This window comes from Streptomyces mangrovisoli, from assembly GCF_000974985.2.
Lineage (GTDB): Bacteria > Actinomycetota > Actinomycetes > Streptomycetales > Streptomycetaceae > Streptomyces > Streptomyces mangrovisoli.
The window spans coordinates 63836-80109 of sequence record NZ_LAVA02000047.1 but is presented as its reverse complement, the minus strand read 5'-3'; the positions used below and the strand labels follow the sequence as shown (position 1 = coordinate 80109).

The window sequence follows — 16274 nt, the reverse complement described above, 5'->3', positions numbered from 1 at the left end:
TCACCGGCGAGGAGATCACCCAGAACGGCCTCGGCGGCGCCGACGTGCACGCCGAGACCTCCGGCGTCTGCCACTTCGCGTACGACGACGAGGAGACGTGCATCGCCGAGGTGCGCTACCTCCTCTCGCTCCTCCCGCAGAACAACCGCGAGAACCCGCCGCGGGTGGCCGCCTCCGACGCCGCCGACCGCCGCTCCGACGTCCTGCTGGACCTGGTGCCGGCCGACGGCAACCGGCCGTACGACATGGCCAAGGTCATCGAGGAGATCGTCGACGACGGCGAGTACCTCGAGGTGCACGAGCGCTGGGCGCGCAACATCATCTGCGCCCTCGCCCGGCTCGACGGTCAGGTCGTCGGCATCGTCGCCAACCAGCCGCAGAGCCTCGCGGGCGTGCTGGACATCGAGGCCAGTGAAAAAGCTGCGCGCTTTGTCCAGATGTGTGACGCTTTCAATATTCCGATCGTCACCTTCCTGGACGTGCCGGGCTTCCTGCCCGGCGTGGACCAGGAGCACGGCGGCATCATCCGCCACGGCGCGAAGCTGCTCTACGCGTACTGCAACGCGACCGTGCCGCGGATCTCGCTGATCCTGCGCAAGGCGTACGGCGGGGCCTACATCGTCATGGACAGCCAGTCCATCGGCGCCGACCTCACCTACGCCTGGCCGACGAACGAGATCGCCGTGATGGGCGCCGAAGGTGCCGCGAACGTCATCTTCCGCCGCCAGATCGCCGAGGCCGACGACCCCGAGGCCATGCGGGCCCGCATGGTCAAGGAGTACAAGTCGGAGCTCATGCACCCCTACTACGCGGCCGAACGCGGTCTGGTCGACGACGTCATCGACCCCGCCGAGACCCGTGAGGTGCTGATCCGGTCGCTCGCGATGCTGCACACCAAGCACGCCGACCTGCCCTCGCGCAAGCACGGCAACCCCCCGCAGTAACCCAGCGGCTTTTCCGCGGTACCCCCACGGAAACCTCGTCCACGGAGACTGACTTCCATGAACAGTGACATTCGCGTCGAGAAGGGCCACGCCGACCCCGAGGAGGTGGCGGCCATCACCGCCGTCCTGCTCGCCCGCGCCGCCGCCCAGCCGGACACGGCCCCGGCGCACCACGGCCGCCCGAAGGCCGGCTGGCGCCGTCTGGAGCGCGAGGGCGGCTTCCGCGCCCCGCACAGCTGGCGCTAGGCACCCCGCGCCACCCCGGTGGTTCACCACGAAGGGCCCCTCCACCACGGAGGGGCCCTTCGTGTCGTACGGCCCCCGCCGCCGCGGAGCGCACCGCACGCCCCCTCCACCGCCGCAGGGCGCCGTACCGCCCCCGCAACGCGAAGAACCCCGCGCCCTTCCCGGCGCGGGGTTCCTCGTGGTCCTGCGGGCTCCGCTAGCGCAGGCGCGCCATGAGGGCGTGCTCGACGAGCGTGATGAGCGCGCTCTTGGCGTCGGCGCGGTGCCGGGCGTCCGTGGTGATGATCGGGGTGTCCGGTCCGATCTGGAGCGCCTCGCGCACCTCGTCGGGCTGGTACGGCTGGTTGCCGTCGAAGCCGTTGAGGGCGATGACGAACGGCAGGCCGCTGTTCTCGAAGTAGTCGACCGCGGGGAAGCAGTCGGCCAGACGCCGGGTGTCGACCAGCACGATCGCGCCGATGGCGCCGCGCACCAGGTCGTCCCACATGAACCAGAACCGGTCCTGGCCGGGCGTGCCGAACAGGTACAGGATCAGGTCCTGGTCCAGGGTGATACGGCCGAAGTCCATGGCCACCGTGGTGGTGGTCTTGTCCCCGGTGTGGGTGAGGTCGTCGATACCGGCCGACGCGGACGTCATGACGGCCTCTGTGCGCAGCGGGTTGATCTCCGAGACGGCACCGACGAACGTGGTCTTGCCCACGCCGAAGCCGCCCGCCACCACGATCTTCGCGGAGGTGGTGGAGCGGGAAGGACCGCCGCTAGAGCTTGCGAAGTCCACTGAGCACCCTTTCGAGCAGTGTCACGTCTGGCTGGCCGCCGGCGTTCTCGTCGCCGCCGGGCTGGTGGATGGCGACCAGGCCCGCCTCCGCCAGGTCGGCGACGAGGATCCTGGCCACGCCGAGGGGAATGGTCAGCAGTGCCGAGATCTCAGCGACGGACTTGATCTCGCGGCACAGGTTGCAGATCCGCTGATGCTCGGGCAGTTGGCCCTGCATCTGCTGCGGCTGTGCGGTGGTGTGCACCAGCGCCTCGATGGCGAGCTGGTAGCGGGGCCGGGTCCGGCCGCCCGTCATGGCGTAGGGACGCACCAACGGGTTGTTCGACGACCCGGCGGGGGCCGGCTCGGGGTTGCGTCGCTGAGGCTGCACCGGCTGGATGCGCGGGGCGGGCGGCTGGTCGTACGGCGACGGGCCGGGGCCCTGCGGCGCGTACGGCTGCCGGTGGTTCGGCGCGGAGGGGTAGTCGTACCGGTTCGCGGAACCGTCGTGCGGGCCCTGCGAAGGGCCGTACGGCCAGTTACCCGAACTCGGACCGCCTGGGGGTGTTGCCACTCTCTCTCCTCCTCCGACATGTGCCGGGCACCCAGCCTTGTGGATGCCGCGTCCCGAAACCTTACGGCCCCGGGACGCCAATACGCACCGTCTGTCTGTTAGTTGAGAAGGCTGCCCTGGAGTTCCGCGCGCAGATCCGGCGTCAGAACCGTACCGGCTCGGTCCACCAGGAGGGCCATCTCGTACCCAATGAGGCCGATGTCCGCCTCCGGGTGTGCCAGAACCGCGAGCGAAGAACCGTCGGAAACGGACATGATGAAGAGGAATCCCCGCTCCATCTCCACAACCGTCTGGTTCACACTGCCGCCTTCGAAGATGCGCGAGGCACCGGCGGTCAGCGAGGTCAAACCGGACGCGACAGCCGCCAGCTGGTCGGCTCGGTCACGCGGGAAGCCTTCGGACATCGCCAGAAGGAGTCCGTCGGCGGAGACCACCACCGTGTGGGAGACACCAGGGGTGTTGTCCACAAAGTTGGTGATCAACCAGTTCAGGTTCTGTGCCGCCTGGCTCATCGGGCTCACACTAACGCTCCTGGTCGTAGGTGCTGTCAGGACCGAAGCCCTGGCCGTTCGTTTCACTGCCTGCGCCGGCATTGCGTCCGCGCTGGACGCCCCGCCGCAGGTTGCTCAGCCTGCCCCGGACGTCCTCCGGGGCGCGGGAGACCTGTGGGCCTCCCTGAGGTGTGGTCTCGGCGGCGCCCTCGACCAGGTTGGCCTTCGGGACCCGCCGGGGCAGACCGGAGGAGGTCACTCCGCCCGCCTTGGGCTTGCGCAGCTGCGCCGCCTGCTGCCAGCGCGTGTCGTTCGCCGACTGCCAGACGTTCTCCCCGCCCGGCTGCGCGGCGGGGGCCGGGGGCTCCTGCCGCACCTGCGCGGCGCCGTTCGAACCGCCGGCCGCGGGGCCACCGCGGCGCGGAAGTCCGGCCTCGGTCAGATCGTGCACCGCCGAAGGGGCCGGGCCCGGTCGGTCGAAGCCTACGCGGTCCCGCTCGTGCACGTCACTGGCCTGCGCGGACGGTGCTTCCGGAGCGTACTGGTCCGGATACCCGTTCTGGTAACCGCCCTGCTGCGGCCAGTCGTCCTGGTAGCGCCGCTCGTCGTACGCCGAGAAGGTGTCACCCGCCGCGGCGTGCGCCGTCGCGGGCTCCTCGTGGACCGGCTCCGCGTACGCGGGGTCCGGGTAGCCGCCGTTCGACGGGAACGCGTCGGTCTGCGGCAGTCCGTCGCCCGCGCCGAAGTACGGCTCCTCGTACGACGGGCCCTGCGGCTCGTCGTACGCCGTCTGCGGGTCGTAGCCGTTCTGCTGCTCGGGGAAGCCGTTCTGGCCCCCGGCGTAGCCGTTCTGGCCACCCTCGTAACCGTTCTGACCGCCGTCGTACGCCGCGGGGGCGTCGAAGTCGGAGTAGGCGGGCGCCTCAGGAGCCTCCTGAGGGGCCTGTGCGGCCGGTTCACCGTGCGAGTGGGACTCCAGAGCCGCCCGTCGCTCCTCGCGCATCAGGGAGCGGCCCACGGGGTTCAGGTCGCGGATGTCGTCCGGGACCTCGTAGCGGCTGTCGTCGAAGCCGAGCTCGGCCGCGGTGCGCAGCGGGGGCTGTGCGGGCTGGTTGAAGTCCTCGCCCTGGTACCCCTGCTCCGGGATGATCTGCGAGACCGTGAACTCCTCGCGGTCCAGCACCGGTTCGCCACCGCCACCGTGGGTGATCGCGTCGGGGAGCATGACCAGCGAGGTGGTGCCGGCCTGCTCGCCCGAGGGGCGCAGCTGGACCCGGATGCCGTGCCGGTCGGACAGCCGGCCGACCACGAACAGACCCATGCGCTGCGAGATCGCGGCGTCCACGGTCGGCGGGTTGGCCAGCTTGTGGTTGATGTCCGCGAAGTCCTCGGCGGTCAGGCCGATGCCCTTGTCGTGGATCTCGATCATCACGCGGCCGTCGGGGAGACGGGTCGCGGTGACGCGGACCTTGGTCTGCGGGGAGGAGAACGTGGTGGCGTTCTCCAGCAGCTCGGCGAGCAGGTGCACGAGGTCGGTCACGGCGCGGCCGTGGATCTCGGCCTCCGGGACGCCGGAGAGCTCGACACGCTCGTACTGCTCCACCTCGGAGGAGGCGGCGCGCAGGACGTCGACCAGCGGGACCGGCTGGTCCCAGCGGCGGCCGGGCTCCTCGCCGGCGAGGACGAGGAGGTTCTCGCCGTTGCGGCGCATACGGGTCGCGAGGTGGTCCAGGCGGAAGAGGTTCTCCAGCTGGTCCGGGTCGGCCTCGTTGTTCTCCAGGTCGGTGATCAGGGTCAGCTGGCCCTCGATCAGCGACTGGTTGCGGCGCGAGAGGTTGGTGAAGATCGCGTTGATGTTGCCCCGCAGCAGGGCCTGCTCGGCGGCGAGCCGGACGGCCTCGCGGTGGACCTGGTCGAAGGCGCGGGCGACTTCGCCGATCTCGTCGGTGGTGGTGATCGGGATCGGCGCCACCCGGGTGTCGACCCGGCCGGGGTCGGTGCGCGAGAGCTGGTCGACCAGCATCGGCAGGCGCTGCTCGGCGATGCCGAAGGCGGCGTTGCGCAGCTGGCGCATCGAGCGGCTCATCTGGCGGGCGACCATGCCGGCCAGGATGAACGCGGCGAGCAGGGCGATCACGACGGCGGCACCGGTGATGAAGGCGGAGGTCTTGGCGTCGGCGGCGATGCCTGCGGCCTCGTTCACCGCCTTGTCGGCCATGTCCGACTCGATCTCGCGGTACGCGTTGTACTTGAGGGTGTTGACCGCCCACCAGTTCTGCGCGGTGATGCCGCTCTGGGCGAGCACCGCACGCTCATTGGGGTCGGTGGTCTGCAGCTGCGCCAGCGCCGCCACCATCTTGGACGGGTTGGACGGCGGGGCCTTGTAGTTCGGGTCCTTGGCCTCGGCCTGCTGCGCCATGGCGGCGGCCTGGGTCTTCACCTTGGCCTCGAGCGTCTTCAGCTTGTCCGCGTCGGCCTGGGTGCCACCGCCGTTGTACTCCTCGACGGCGATGCCCTCGAGGTAGGCGTAGGAGAGCAGCGCGACCCGCTGGGAGTTGAGGCTCGCGTTGCTGGTGCCGGGCTTGACCAGCAGGTGCATGCCGACCGACCGCTCCAGCGAGAGCGCGGCCTTGGTCAGCGAGATCGCGTAGACGGTACGGCCGTAGGAGGTGATGTTGCCGGTGCCCAGGCCGAGCTCGTTGGCGAACTCCATCAGGGGGTGGGCGACCGCGACGTAGCCCTCCTCGGTCTGCACACCGGTGAGCTTCGAGGTGTACGCGGCCGCGCGCAGCGACGTGAGCTGGGGCTCGGTGGAGCGGAACACCTTCAGCCGGCGCACGAGGCCGGGCTTGTCGGGCATGTTCTGCGCGGCTTCGTCGAACGCGTCCGCCGCCTGGTCGGTCGCCTTGCGGGCGGCCACGACGGTGGAGTTGTTCTGGCCCTTGCCCTGGAGGAGCGGCGCGGCGGTGGCGTCACGCTCGTTGTAGAGGGCGTCGGCGTAGGAGAGGGACGCCCGCACCAGGCGGGCGGTGTTCTCCGCGTCCTCGGCGTCCTGCCAGGTGGTGATCGAGCTCTTCACCTGGAAGCCGCCCATGACGAGGCCGACGATCACGGGTATGAGCAGGATCGCGTTCAGCCTTGTGGGCACCCGCCAGTTGCGCGGCGAGAGACGGCTACCGCTCGGGGCGGGTGGGGCCGTCGGCTCGGAACCGGGCACAGGGGCGGGCGCCGCTCCGCGCGGCGGCGGGGTGAAGTTGCCCCGTGCCGACGGCTCGGGACCGTTCTTGCTTCGCCTCACTCGACCAACAACCTCTCGGCGGCGGGCACCTACGTCGTGCCGCAGTCTCTCAGAGCCCGGTGTGTCGCAGACCACTTCTCAGTACGTCGTCGACTATTGGGCAGTTCAGGCATTCCAGCATGTCGGTGTGCGCTCTTCCAAACATGAGGAAGGGCAGATTCCGTGTGATGTAAGCCCCACATAAAACGGTCATAAAGAGCGAGGCGCATCAAAAAGCGAGGGCAAGGTGGACGGAGCGGTACCGCTTGAACGCGACGCGTTGCGGTACCGCTCGATTCCTCTGCCGAAACGTTATGAACACCGAAGCCGACCGTGTCAAATGCCACAGCCGGCTCCGGATCATCTACGGCAACTGCCGTACGGCAGTGCTGATTTGGTGCTACCGCAGGCGCGCCATGAGGGCGTGCTCGACGAGCGTGATGAGCGCGCTCTTGGCGTCGGCGCGGTGCCGGGCGTCCGTGGTGATGATCGGGGTGTCCGGTCCGATCTGGAGCGCCTCGCGCACCTCGTCGGGCTGGTACGGCTGGTTGCCGTCGAAGCCGTTGAGGGCGATGACGAACGGCAGGCCGCTGTTCTCGAAGTAGTCGACCGCGGGGAAGCAGTCGGCCAGACGCCGGGTGTCCACGAGCACCACCGCGCCGATGGCACCGCGCACCAGGTCGTCCCACATGAACCAGAACCGGTCCTGGCCGGGCGTGCCGAACAGGTACAGGATCAGGTCCTGGTCCAGCGTGATACGGCCGAAGTCCATGGCCACCGTGGTGGTGGTCTTGTCCCCGGTGTGGGTGAGGTCGTCGATGCCCGCGCTCGCGGACGTCATCACGGCCTCCGTGCGCAGCGGGTTGATCTCGGAGACCGCGCCTACGAACGTGGTCTTGCCCACGCCGAAGCCGCCCGCCACCACGATCTTCGCGGAGGTGGTGGCACGTCCTCCGTCAGAGCTTGCGAAGTCCACTGAGCACCCTTTCGAGCAGCGTCACGTCCGGTGCGCCGCCGTTGTTCTCGTCGCCACCCGGCTGATGGATGGCGACCAGGCCGGCCTCGGCGAGGTCGGCAACGAGGATCCGGGCCACACCGAGCGGCATGCCCAGCAGTGCCGAGACTTCGGCTACCGATTTCACCTCACGGCACAGATGGCAGATGCGCTGGTGCTCCGGGAGGAGCCCCATGAGCGCCGCCGGGTCGGCCGTGGTGCTGATCAGGGCCTCGATGGCGAGCTGGTAGCGCGGCCGGGTCCGGCCGCCGGTCATCGCGTACGGACGGACCAGCGGCTGGTCGCCCTCGTCCCCGTACGACTCGGCGTACGGATCATGATGGGCGGTGGGCGGGGTCATGAATCCTCCGGGCGGGACAGCATGTGCTCGGTCAGTCGTGCCGTCCGTCGGGGCCGGTGGGGGGATTGTGGCGGCCGGACGGTGATTTCGTGAGATGGGTGGATCCGGAGCCGGTGGATGAAGGAGACTTCTTCCAGCCGGTCAGTGAAGCAGGCTTCCCTGAAGCTCGGCGCGCAGATCCGGGGTGAGGACCGCACCTGCACGGTCGACGAGCAGCGCCATCTCGTAGCCGACGAGGCCGATGTCGCACTCCGGGTGCGCCAGCACGGCGAGGGACGAGCCGTCCGAGACGGACATGAGGAACAGGAAGCCCCTCTCCATCTCGACGACCGTCTGCGCCACGTTGCCGCCCTCGAAGATCCGGGACGCACCCGCGGTCAGCGAGGTGAGTCCGGATGCGACGGCCGCCAACTGGTCTGCACGGTCGCGCGGGAAGCCTTCCGACATCGCCAGAAGGAGACCGTCGGCGGACACGACGACGGTGTGGGACACCCCTGGGGTGTTGTCCACGAAGTTGGTTATCAACCAGTTGAGGTTCTGTGCCGCCTGGCTCATCTGGCTCAACTAACGCTCCTGCTGGTGAGTGGGGCTGGGGAAGCTGCCGGTCTGGCCGTTGTTGGCCTGCCGACCCTGTGCGATGCCCCGACGAAGATTGGTCAGCCGGCCGCGAACGTCGTCAGGCGCACGCGAGACCTGCGGACCGGTGTGGTGCTGCTGCTGCTGAGCCGTGCCCGGGACCAGGTTGGCCCGGGGAACCCGACGCGGCAGGCCGGAGGTGGTGACCCCACCCGCGGCCGGCTGCCTGACCCGCTCGGCCTGCCGGACGAGATCGTCGTTCGGCGAGGTCCGCCAGCTCGTGGCCGCCGGGCGCCGCGGAGCGGCAGGAGCCGACGGAGGCGTGGGGGCCGCCGCCGGTGCCTGCGGCTGCGAGGGGACGGCAGGGGCGGGAGCGGAGCCGTTGTCGGCCTGCTGCCCGTTCTGCTGTCCACCGCGGAACCAGTTGGTCTCGAGCGTGTCGTAGAGCGGAGTGCGCATGTCGCCCGCGCCCGTCGCCGGAGGCAGCGCCTCGGGCTCCTGGTGGGCGGCACGCTGCGGGGCCTGCGGACGCTGGGCGCCCAGGTCGGCCCCGGGACGCCCGCCATTGAGCGGCGGACGCTGGAACTGGCCGGTGTTCGCCGGGTTCAGCGGGTCCTGCTGGCTCGGCAGGGCGTGCTGCCCCGTGGCGCCGGCGTCGTACCCGGGAGTGGCGAACTGTCCGGTGGAGCTTGCGTCGTACGCCTGCGGAGCGGCGAACTGGCCCGTGGTGGAGCCGTTCTGCTGCGCGGACGTGCCGTACACGTCGGGGCGGACGAACTGGCCGGTGTTCTGGCCGGAGTTCATGTCCTGGCGCTGGGCGCCGAAGTCCGGGCGCGGGAACTGGCCCGTGCTGTGGACACCCTGGACGTGACCGGGGTCGACCCGGGGTATCTCGGACGTGGAGCCCGGACCCTGCCGGTCGTCGATGCGGGGCATCGCCGCGGTCTGGGACGCGTCCCGCTCGTCGTGGCCGCGCGGGGCGTCCAGCGGACCGCGGGCCTGGCCGACACCGTCGGTGCCCCAGGTCACGGCCTGCTGGTCGGCTCCGCCGGGCAGCTCGGCCCGGGCCCCGCCACGCGGCGGGAGCTGCGGCTGACGGTTCTGGTCCCCGCCGGCGTTGCCACGCTGGGCCGCCGGCCCGCGCTGGTTGCCGAAGCCGCTGAACGAGTCCTGACGGTTGCCGCCGAACGAGTCCTGGCCGCGGCCCTGGCCGCCGAAGGCGTCCTGCTGGCCGCCGTTCGCCTGGAAGTTCTGCGGCGCGGCCGGAGCCTGGCCGTAGCCGCCGGCGCCCGCGCCGGCCGGGGTGCGGCCCTGCTGCGGCGCCGCGCCCGGACCCTGCGGTCCACGCTGGCCGCCCGGAGCGCCGGGACGGTTGCCCGCGCCGGGCAGTGCGGCCCGCGGGCCCTGACCGGAACCGACCTGTCCACGCGTGGCACCGGGGTTGAGACGCCCGCCACCGCCACCGCCCGCGGCCGCACCGGCCGCGCCACCGCCGAGAGCGGCGGCCAGGCCACCGCCGGCGCCGCCACCGCGACGGGCGGCAGCGGCACCGGCCGCGGCCTGCGCGGCGGCCGGACCGCCGGAGGAGGCGGGGGCGCCGGGCTTGCCCGCGGGCTTCTTGCCGCCCTGGGCGACGTCCACGGGCAGCATGACCAGCGCGGTCGTACCACCGGAGTCGGACGGGCGGAGCTGGATGCGGATGCCGTGGCGCTGCGACAGACGACCGACCACGAACAGACCCATGCGGCGGGAGACCGAGACGTCCACGGTGGGCGGCGAGGCGAGCCGCTCGTTGATCGCCGCGAGGTCCTCGGGGGAGAGGCCGATGCCGGTGTCGTGGATCTCGATCAGCACGCGGCCGTCGGGCAGCGCGTGACCGGTCACCTTGACCTTGGTCTGCGGCGAGGAGAACGAGGTCGCGTTCTCGAGCAGCTCGGCGAGGAGGTGCACGAGGTCGTTGACCACGCGGCCGGCGACCTCGGTCGTCGGCACGGCGGCCAGTTCGATGCGCTCGTACTGCTCCACCTCGGAGGCGGCGGCGCGCAGGACGTCGACCAGCGGGACCGGGCGGGTCCAGCGGCGGCCCGGCTCTTCACCGGCGAGGACGAGAAGGTTTTCACCGTTACGGCGCATACGCGTCGCGAGGTGGTCGAGCTTGAACAGCGAGGACAGCTGGTCCGGGTCGGCCTCGCGGGACTCCAGTTCGGAGATGAGCGAGAGCTGACGCTGGATGAGGCCCTGGGAGCGGCGCGAGAGGTTGGTGAACATCGCGTTGACGTTGCCCCGCAGAAGGGCCTGCTCGGCGGCGAGGCGGACGGCCTCGCGGTGCACGTCGTCGAAGGCCGCGGCCACGCGGCCGATCTCGTCCCGGGAGTGCACACCGACCGACTCCACGGACGTGTCGACGTCCTGCGGGTCGGACTCGGACAGCTGCTTGACCAGCTCGGGCAGGCGGTCCTGGGCGACGCGGGTGGCGGTCTCCTGGAGGCGGCGCAGCGAGCGGATCATGCCTCGGGCCACGATGAAGGCGCCGACGAGGGAGACACCGAGCACCAGCAGGATCAGGACACCGGAGATGATCGCCTCGCGCTCCGAGGCGTTCCTCAGCTCGCGGGCCTTCTGCTGCATGCCCTCGAGCAGCGTGTGCTCGATCTTCTGCATCTGGGTGATCTTGTTGGTGCTGTCGTCGACCCAGTCGCGGTAGGACCGCTTGTCGAGCGTGTGCAGACCGCCCTTGGACAGCGCGCGCTTGGCGTAGGTGTCCGAGGCCTCGATCTGGGGGTTGCTCTCGTCGATCGGGGCCATGAGCGCCGCGGCGCTCGACGAGCCGTAGATCGTCTGGAAGATGTTGAGCTCGGAGTTCTCGCTGTCGTAGGCCGCCTGGCCGTAGAGGCGGTCGTTCTCCGACAGGTCGCCGAACGAGGTGTTGTTCGACGGCAGGGCGGCCGCGATCACGGCGCGCTGCACGGAGGCGTACTCCTTGGCGGTGGAGAACGCCGCCAGCGCACGGGTGCGCTGGATCATCTCGGGGTTGCTGGTCGCCTCGGCGATGTCCTGCGAGAGGTCGATCAGCTGAGTGATCAGGCGGTGGTACGACTCCACCGTCTGCGAGGAGTTCTCCTTGGACGAGAAGGCCGCGTCGCGGACCTTCGCCAGGTCGTCCAGGTCGGCGACGATGCCGACGATGTTGTCGCGGACGCCCTGGAGGTTGCCGTCCTTGCTGGAGGCGTCGATCTCCTCGGCAGCGTTGTCGAAGTTGGTCGCCGCGGTGTCGGTCTTCTTCCACAGACCCTGGACCGTGTAGTCGGTCTTGGCGTTGCCGCCGTTGGCCAGCGGACCGGCCGACTGGTCGCGCTCGTCCTGGAGCGCCTGGGCCAGTTCGGTGGCCTGCTTGGTCATGTCGGTCAGCAGCTGCATGTTGTCGAGCTGCTGGATGTCGGTGATGGAGTCGCTGATGCGCAGCGCGCCGAGCGACGTGGCCGCAACGACCGGGAGCGCGAGCAGCGAGACCAGGCGCGTGGAGATGCGCCAGTTGCGCAGCGCCATGCGCGAGCCGGGGCCGCTCGGCGTCCTCGTCGGCTTGGGCGGTGATGTCGGGCCCTGGGAGCCCGAGCCGGCCGCGGAGGCGCCGGGGAGCGCTGAGCGCTCACCGCCGTCACCCGATGGGGCCTGGCCCGGGTTCTGGGCGTGCTGGGGCGAGGAACCGCGGTCGGTCCCGCCGTGCGGCTCCGGCTCTGCCGAAGCGCTGCCATCCCTCTTGAAACGTCCCTGCACTAGCGTCGCAACCTCTGGACCAGGCGCCCCTCCGTATGAAGGGAGGGACACGGTGTCGGCGTTGTGGGGAGCGGGTGAAGCTCCCCTGGGTGGTCGTGAGTGACCGGCGCTGCTTCCCCCGTCCAGCCGCCACTCGGCGCTGAATCGCGCCCCCTGCGCGCCGGCTCGATCCAGCGGCGGTCCGTGGAATTCCAGCACAGTGCAGGATCTCCAACAAGGGCCATGAGCCGAGCTGTGACCTTGGTGACATCACGTGAGTGACGGGTTACCTGGGGTGGAGGCGGATCTCCCGCAAAAGGGACGAAAGCCCGCGAGTTCCAGTAAGCAACTCGTTACCTAAGGTGCCAAGATCCGGAGCGGAATGGTGTCTTCAGGGGGCCAATGTCCGTTTCGGAGGCAGGGGTTGCTCGGGCGATATGCCCTTTTTGTGCTCAACGCAGTGAGCAAACTCACATGCGGATCGCCGGGAGTTCAGGGCTTTGCCAGGGAATTGCATGTTTAGCCTGACGCTTTACATGAGTGCCCACTCTGTCAACCCTCAACACACCTCGGGGTCGAGTACAACCGTGAAGACGACCATGATGTTCCGGAACATAGCCAACCCGCGGCGCACGACGCTGGCCCACCTCGACGACGCCGAGGTGCTGCGCGTCCAGGAACAGCCGGAACACTCTCTCGACCTCCCCGCGCAGACCGCCAACCCGCGGCGCACCATGCTCCAGGAGGTCCCGGTGACCTCCTCCGTCGCTCCGTAGTACGCGGCGACGCCACCCCTCGTTCACGCAGGCGGGGCGGGCACCGGCAGGACACCGAAGGGCGCCCCCGGGCAGGGGGCGCCCTTCGTGCGTGCGAGGAGTGCCGCCCGGGTGTGCGGCGGGGCGCCCTTCGCGCATGCGGAGGAATGCGCGAGTTGCGGCGGCGCGGCCCGCGCTAGCCTGGAGCCCCGGGCCGGCCGGCCCGGTTCTCACAGGTAAAGGGGCGCGAGCAACCCGTGCGCATCGCCAGGTTCTCCATCGACGGGAACGTCGCCTTCGGCGTGGTCGAGGGCGACAAGCAGGACGAGCTCGTCCTCGACATCATCAAGGGCATCCCGTTCGCGGACTTCGAGCTCTCCGGCACCAAGGTGCCGCTGAGCAAGGTCCGGCTGCTGCCCCCGGTGCTCCCCAACAAGGTCGTGGCCTTCGGCCGCAACTACGCCGAGCACGCCAGGGAACTCGGCAACGAGGTGCCGGACGCCCCGTTCGCCTTCTTCAAGCCGTCCACCTCGGTGATCGGCCCCGGCGACGAGATCCGGTACCCGTCCTTCACCGAGGACCTGCACCACGAGGCCGAGCTGGCCGTCGTCATCGGCCGGATGTGCCGCGAGGTCCCGCGCGACCGGGTCAAGGACGTGATCCTCGGCTACACCTGCGCCAACGACATCACCGCCCGCGACGTGCAGAAGCGGGAGAAGCAGTGGGCGCGCGCCAAGGGCTTCGACTCCTCCTGCCCGCTCGGCCCCTGGGTGGAGACCGACCTGGACCCGGCCGACCTGACGATCCAGCTCACCGTCAACGGCGAACAGCGCCAGCTCGGCCGTACCAGCGAGATGATCCACCCGATCGAGGATCTGATCGTCAACATCACCGAGGCCATGACGCTGCTCCCCGGCGACGTGATCCTCACCGGCACCCCGGCAGGGGTCGGCCCCCTGAACGTCGGCGACGAGGTCGCCGTCACCATCGAAGGCATCGGCACTCTCAACAACAAGGTTGTCAAGCGTGGCTAGCGCACCTGTACGCGTCCGTTTCTGCCCGTCCCCCACCGGTAACCCGCACGTGGGCCTGGTCAGGACCGCCCTGTTCAACTGGGCGTTCGCCCGGCACCACCAGGGCACTCTCGTCTTCCGTATCGAGGACACCGACGCGGCCCGCGACTCGGAGGAGTCGTACAACCAGCTGCTCGACGCGATGCGCTGGCTGGGCTTCGACTGGGACGAGGGCCCCGAGGTCGGCGGCCCGCACGCGCCCTACCGCCAGTCGCAGCGCATGGACCTCTACAAGGACGTCGCGCAGAAGCTGCTGGACGCCGGGCACGCCTACCGCTGCTACTGCTCCCAGGAGGAGCTGGACACCCGCCGCGAGGCCGCCCGCGCCGCCGGCAAGCCGTCCGGCTACGACGGCCACTGCCGCGACCTGAGCGCCGAGCAGGTCGAGCGGTACACCGCCGAGGGCCGCACCCCGATCGTCCGCTTCCGGATGCCCGACGAGACGATCACCTTCACCGACCTGGTACGCGGCGAGCTGACCTTCACCCCGGAGAACGTGCCGGACTACGGCATCGTCCGGGCCAACGGCGCGCCCCTGTACACGCTGGTGAACCCGGTCGACGACGCCCTGATGGAGATCACCCACGTCCTGCGCGGCGAGGACCTGCTCTCCTCCACCCCGCGCCAGATCGCCCTGTACAAGGCGCTGATCGAGCTCGGCATCGCCAAGGAGATCCCCTCCTTCGGCCACCTGCCGTACGTGATGGGCGAGGGCAACAAGAAGCTCTCCAAGCGCGACCCGCAGTCCTCGCTGAACCTCTACCGCGAGCGCGGCTTCCTGCCCGAGGGTCTGCTCAACTACCTCTCCCTGCTGGGCTGGTCGCTCTCGGCGGACCAGGACATCTTCTCCATCGAGGAGATGGTCGCCGCCTTCGACGTCGCCGACGTGAACCCCAACCCGGCGCGCTTCGACCTCAAGAAGTGCGAGGCGATCAACGCCGACCACATCCGGCTGCTCGACGTGAAGGACTTCACCGAGCGCTGCCGTCCGTGGCTCCAGGCGCCGTTCGCGACCTGGGCCCCGGAGGACTTCGACGAGGCCAGGTGGCAGGCGGTCGCGCCGCACGCGCAGACCCGCCTGAAGGTCCTGTCGGAGATCACCGACAACGTCGACTTCCTCTTCCTGCCGGAGCCCGTCGAGGACGAGGCGAGCTGGGCCAAGGCCATGAAGGACGGCGCGGACGACCTGCTGCGCACCGCCCGCGAGAAGCTGGCGGCCGCCGACTGGAGCTCCGCCGAGTCCCTCAAGGAGGCCGTGCTCGCGGCCGGCGAGGCCCACGGCCTCAAGCTCGGCAAGGCCCAGGCCCCGGTCCGCGTCGCGGTCACCGGCCGTACCGTGGGCCTGCCGCTCTTCGAGTCCTTGGAGATCCTGGGCAAGGAGCGCACCCTGGCCCGCGTCGACGCGGCCCTGGCGAAGCTCGCCGGCTGAGCCGACCGCTCTTCCGCAGGGGCGGCACCCGCAGATCCGGGGTGCCGCCCCTGCGGGCGTTCGCGGCGTCCTTCGCGGACGCGTTCGACGATCTGGACCCGGCGAGGCGCCCCCGGGGTCCCGCACCCGTCGCACCGTCCGTCGTGGCCGGTCGCGCAGTTCCCCGCGCCCCTGTCGGGGCACGGCTGCGCACAGCCACTGCGCGGGCGGCCCCGCGGGCGATACGGTCGGGGCATGAGCATCCGCGCCGTGGTCTGGGACGTCGACGACACCCTCTTCGACTACACCTCCGCGGACCGCGAGGGGATGCGCGCCCATCTGGTGGCCGAGGGGCTGCTGGTGGGGTACGCCACACCCGAGGAGGCCCTCACGCGCTGGCGGGAGATCACCGACCGGCAGTGGGCGCGCTTCGCCGCGGGCGAGATCTCCTTCGAGGGGCAGCGGCGCGACCGGGTGCGGGTCTTCACCGGCACGGAGCTGACCGACGCGGAGGCCGACGACTGGTTCCGCCGCTACATGACGCACTACGAGGCCGTCTGGGCGCTCTTCCCCGACGTGCTGCCGGTCCTCGACGCGCTCGCCGCGAGCCACCGGCACGCGGTGCTGTCCAACTCCAGCATCCACGTCCAGGAGCGCAAACTGCGCACCCTGGGCGTCCTGGACCGCTTCGAGGCGGTCCTGTGCGCCGCCGAACTCGGGGTCTCCAAGCCGGAGCCGGGCGCCTTCCACGCGGCCTGCGACGCGCTGGGGCTCGGGCCCGAGCAGGTGGCGTACGTCGGCGACCATCCGGACATCGACGGACGGGGTGCCGCGGAGGCGGGACTCCTGTCCGTCTGGATCGACCGGGACGGGGTGCACGCGGCCGCCGGCGCACCGGCGGGACCGCGCCGGATCGCGTCCCTGGCCGAACTGCCCGCGCTGCTCGGCGCCGATACCCGTTTTGGAGCCCCGTCCACCTTCAGGTAATGTTCTTCCTGCGCCGCCGGAGAGCGGGCCGAAAGGCCGGAAAACCCGGGGGTGCGAACTAGAACAAGATCCCTCCGG

Annotated in this window: 14 protein-coding genes; 6 read left to right on the top strand and 8 right to left on the bottom strand. The window is 70.4% G+C overall.

Annotation, left to right across the window (positions count from 1 at the left end; all coding sequences use genetic code 11):
• A partial coding sequence (locus WN71_RS21135; RefSeq protein WP_276208122.1) for an acyl-CoA carboxylase subunit beta occupies positions 1 to 944 on the top strand: 944 nt, incomplete at its 5' end.
• Between the two features lie 57 nt (positions 945 to 1001).
• A complete protein-coding gene (locus tag WN71_RS21130) occupies positions 1002 to 1190 on the top strand; it encodes an acyl-CoA carboxylase subunit epsilon (RefSeq protein WP_046593046.1) in 189 nt (62 codons plus the stop codon).
• A 196-nt stretch (positions 1191 to 1386) separates the two neighbouring features.
• Here the strand turns inward: WN71_RS21130 and WN71_RS21125 are convergent, their stop codons facing one another.
• The 8 genes from WN71_RS21125 to WN71_RS21090 form a co-directional block, all read right to left on the bottom strand.
• Entirely contained in the window at positions 1387 to 1968 is a 582-nt protein-coding gene (locus WN71_RS21125) for a GTP-binding protein (RefSeq protein WP_071369867.1), read from the bottom strand.
• On the bottom strand, positions 1949 to 2521 hold the full coding sequence (locus WN71_RS21120) for a DUF742 domain-containing protein (RefSeq protein ID WP_046592958.1): 573 nt from the start codon (positions 2519 to 2521) through the stop codon (positions 1949 to 1951). The genes WN71_RS21125 and WN71_RS21120 overlap by 20 nt, the downstream gene beginning before the upstream one ends.
• A 98-nt stretch (positions 2522 to 2619) precedes the next feature.
• Positions 2620 to 3033 (bottom strand): roadblock/LC7 domain-containing protein, encoded by a 414-nt coding sequence (locus WN71_RS21115; RefSeq protein WP_005479603.1) that lies wholly within the window; start codon positions 3031 to 3033, stop codon positions 2620 to 2622.
• Positions 3034 to 3043: 10 nt separating this feature from the next.
• Complete coding sequence (locus tag WN71_RS21110; protein ID WP_046592959.1) at positions 3044 to 6310, bottom strand: sensor histidine kinase; 3267 nt, start codon at positions 6308 to 6310, stop codon at positions 3044 to 3046.
• Positions 6311 to 6689: 379 nt separating this feature from the next.
• Positions 6690 to 7265 carry a GTP-binding protein gene (locus WN71_RS21105; protein ID WP_071369866.1) on the bottom strand — a complete coding sequence of 192 codons (576 nt, stop codon included), beginning with the start codon at positions 7263 to 7265 and terminating at the stop codon, positions 6690 to 6692.
• On the bottom strand, positions 7246 to 7644 hold the full coding sequence (locus WN71_RS21100) for a DUF742 domain-containing protein (protein WP_046590301.1): 399 nt from the start codon (positions 7642 to 7644) through the stop codon (positions 7246 to 7248). The genes WN71_RS21105 and WN71_RS21100 overlap by 20 nt, the downstream gene beginning before the upstream one ends.
• Positions 7645 to 7785: 141 nt before the next feature.
• Positions 7786 to 8199 carry a roadblock/LC7 domain-containing protein gene (locus tag WN71_RS21095; protein ID WP_003973453.1) on the bottom strand — a complete coding sequence of 138 codons (414 nt, stop codon included), beginning with the start codon at positions 8197 to 8199 and terminating at the stop codon, positions 7786 to 7788.
• Positions 8200 to 8208: 9 nt separating this feature from the next.
• Complete coding sequence (locus tag WN71_RS21090; RefSeq protein WP_046590295.1) at positions 8209 to 11994, bottom strand: sensor histidine kinase; 3786 nt, start codon at positions 11992 to 11994, stop codon at positions 8209 to 8211.
• Between the two features lie 566 nt (positions 11995 to 12560).
• On the opposite strand from WN71_RS21090, the gene WN71_RS21085 reads away from it, so the two are divergent.
• From WN71_RS21085 to WN71_RS21070, 4 genes are all read left to right on the top strand, one after another.
• On the top strand, positions 12561 to 12749 hold the full coding sequence (locus tag WN71_RS21085) for a hypothetical protein (RefSeq protein WP_046590293.1): 189 nt from the start codon (positions 12561 to 12563) through the stop codon (positions 12747 to 12749).
• A 236-nt stretch (positions 12750 to 12985) separates the two neighbouring features.
• Positions 12986 to 13762 (top strand): fumarylacetoacetate hydrolase family protein, encoded by a 777-nt coding sequence (locus WN71_RS21080; RefSeq protein ID WP_046590290.1) that lies wholly within the window; start codon positions 12986 to 12988, stop codon positions 13760 to 13762.
• On the top strand, positions 13746 to 15230 hold the full coding sequence (gene gltX, locus WN71_RS21075; RefSeq protein ID WP_079177997.1) for a glutamate--tRNA ligase: 1485 nt from the start codon (positions 13746 to 13748) through the stop codon (positions 15228 to 15230). Before WN71_RS21080 ends, gltX begins: the two co-directional genes overlap by 17 nt.
• Before the next feature lie 234 nt (positions 15231 to 15464).
• Positions 15465 to 16196 (top strand): HAD family hydrolase, encoded by a 732-nt coding sequence (locus tag WN71_RS21070; protein ID WP_046590286.1) that lies wholly within the window; start codon positions 15465 to 15467, stop codon positions 16194 to 16196.
• Positions 16197 to 16274: the final 78 nt, after the last annotated feature.

Coding starts and splice junctions, on each gene's coding strand:
- WN71_RS21130 (WP_046593046.1), top strand. CDS start 1,002: ATGAACAGTGACATTCGCGTCGAGAAGGGCCACGCCGACCCCGAGGAG.
- WN71_RS21115 (WP_005479603.1), bottom strand. CDS start 3,033: ATGAGCCAGGCGGCACAGAACCTGAACTGGTTGATCACCAACTTTGTG.
- WN71_RS21100 (WP_046590301.1), bottom strand. CDS start 7,644: ATGACCCCGCCCACCGCCCATCATGATCCGTACGCCGAGTCGTACGGG.
- WN71_RS21095 (WP_003973453.1), bottom strand. CDS start 8,199: ATGAGCCAGGCGGCACAGAACCTCAACTGGTTGATAACCAACTTCGTG.
- WN71_RS21070 (WP_046590286.1), top strand. CDS start 15,465: ATGAGCATCCGCGCCGTGGTCTGGGACGTCGACGACACCCTCTTCGAC.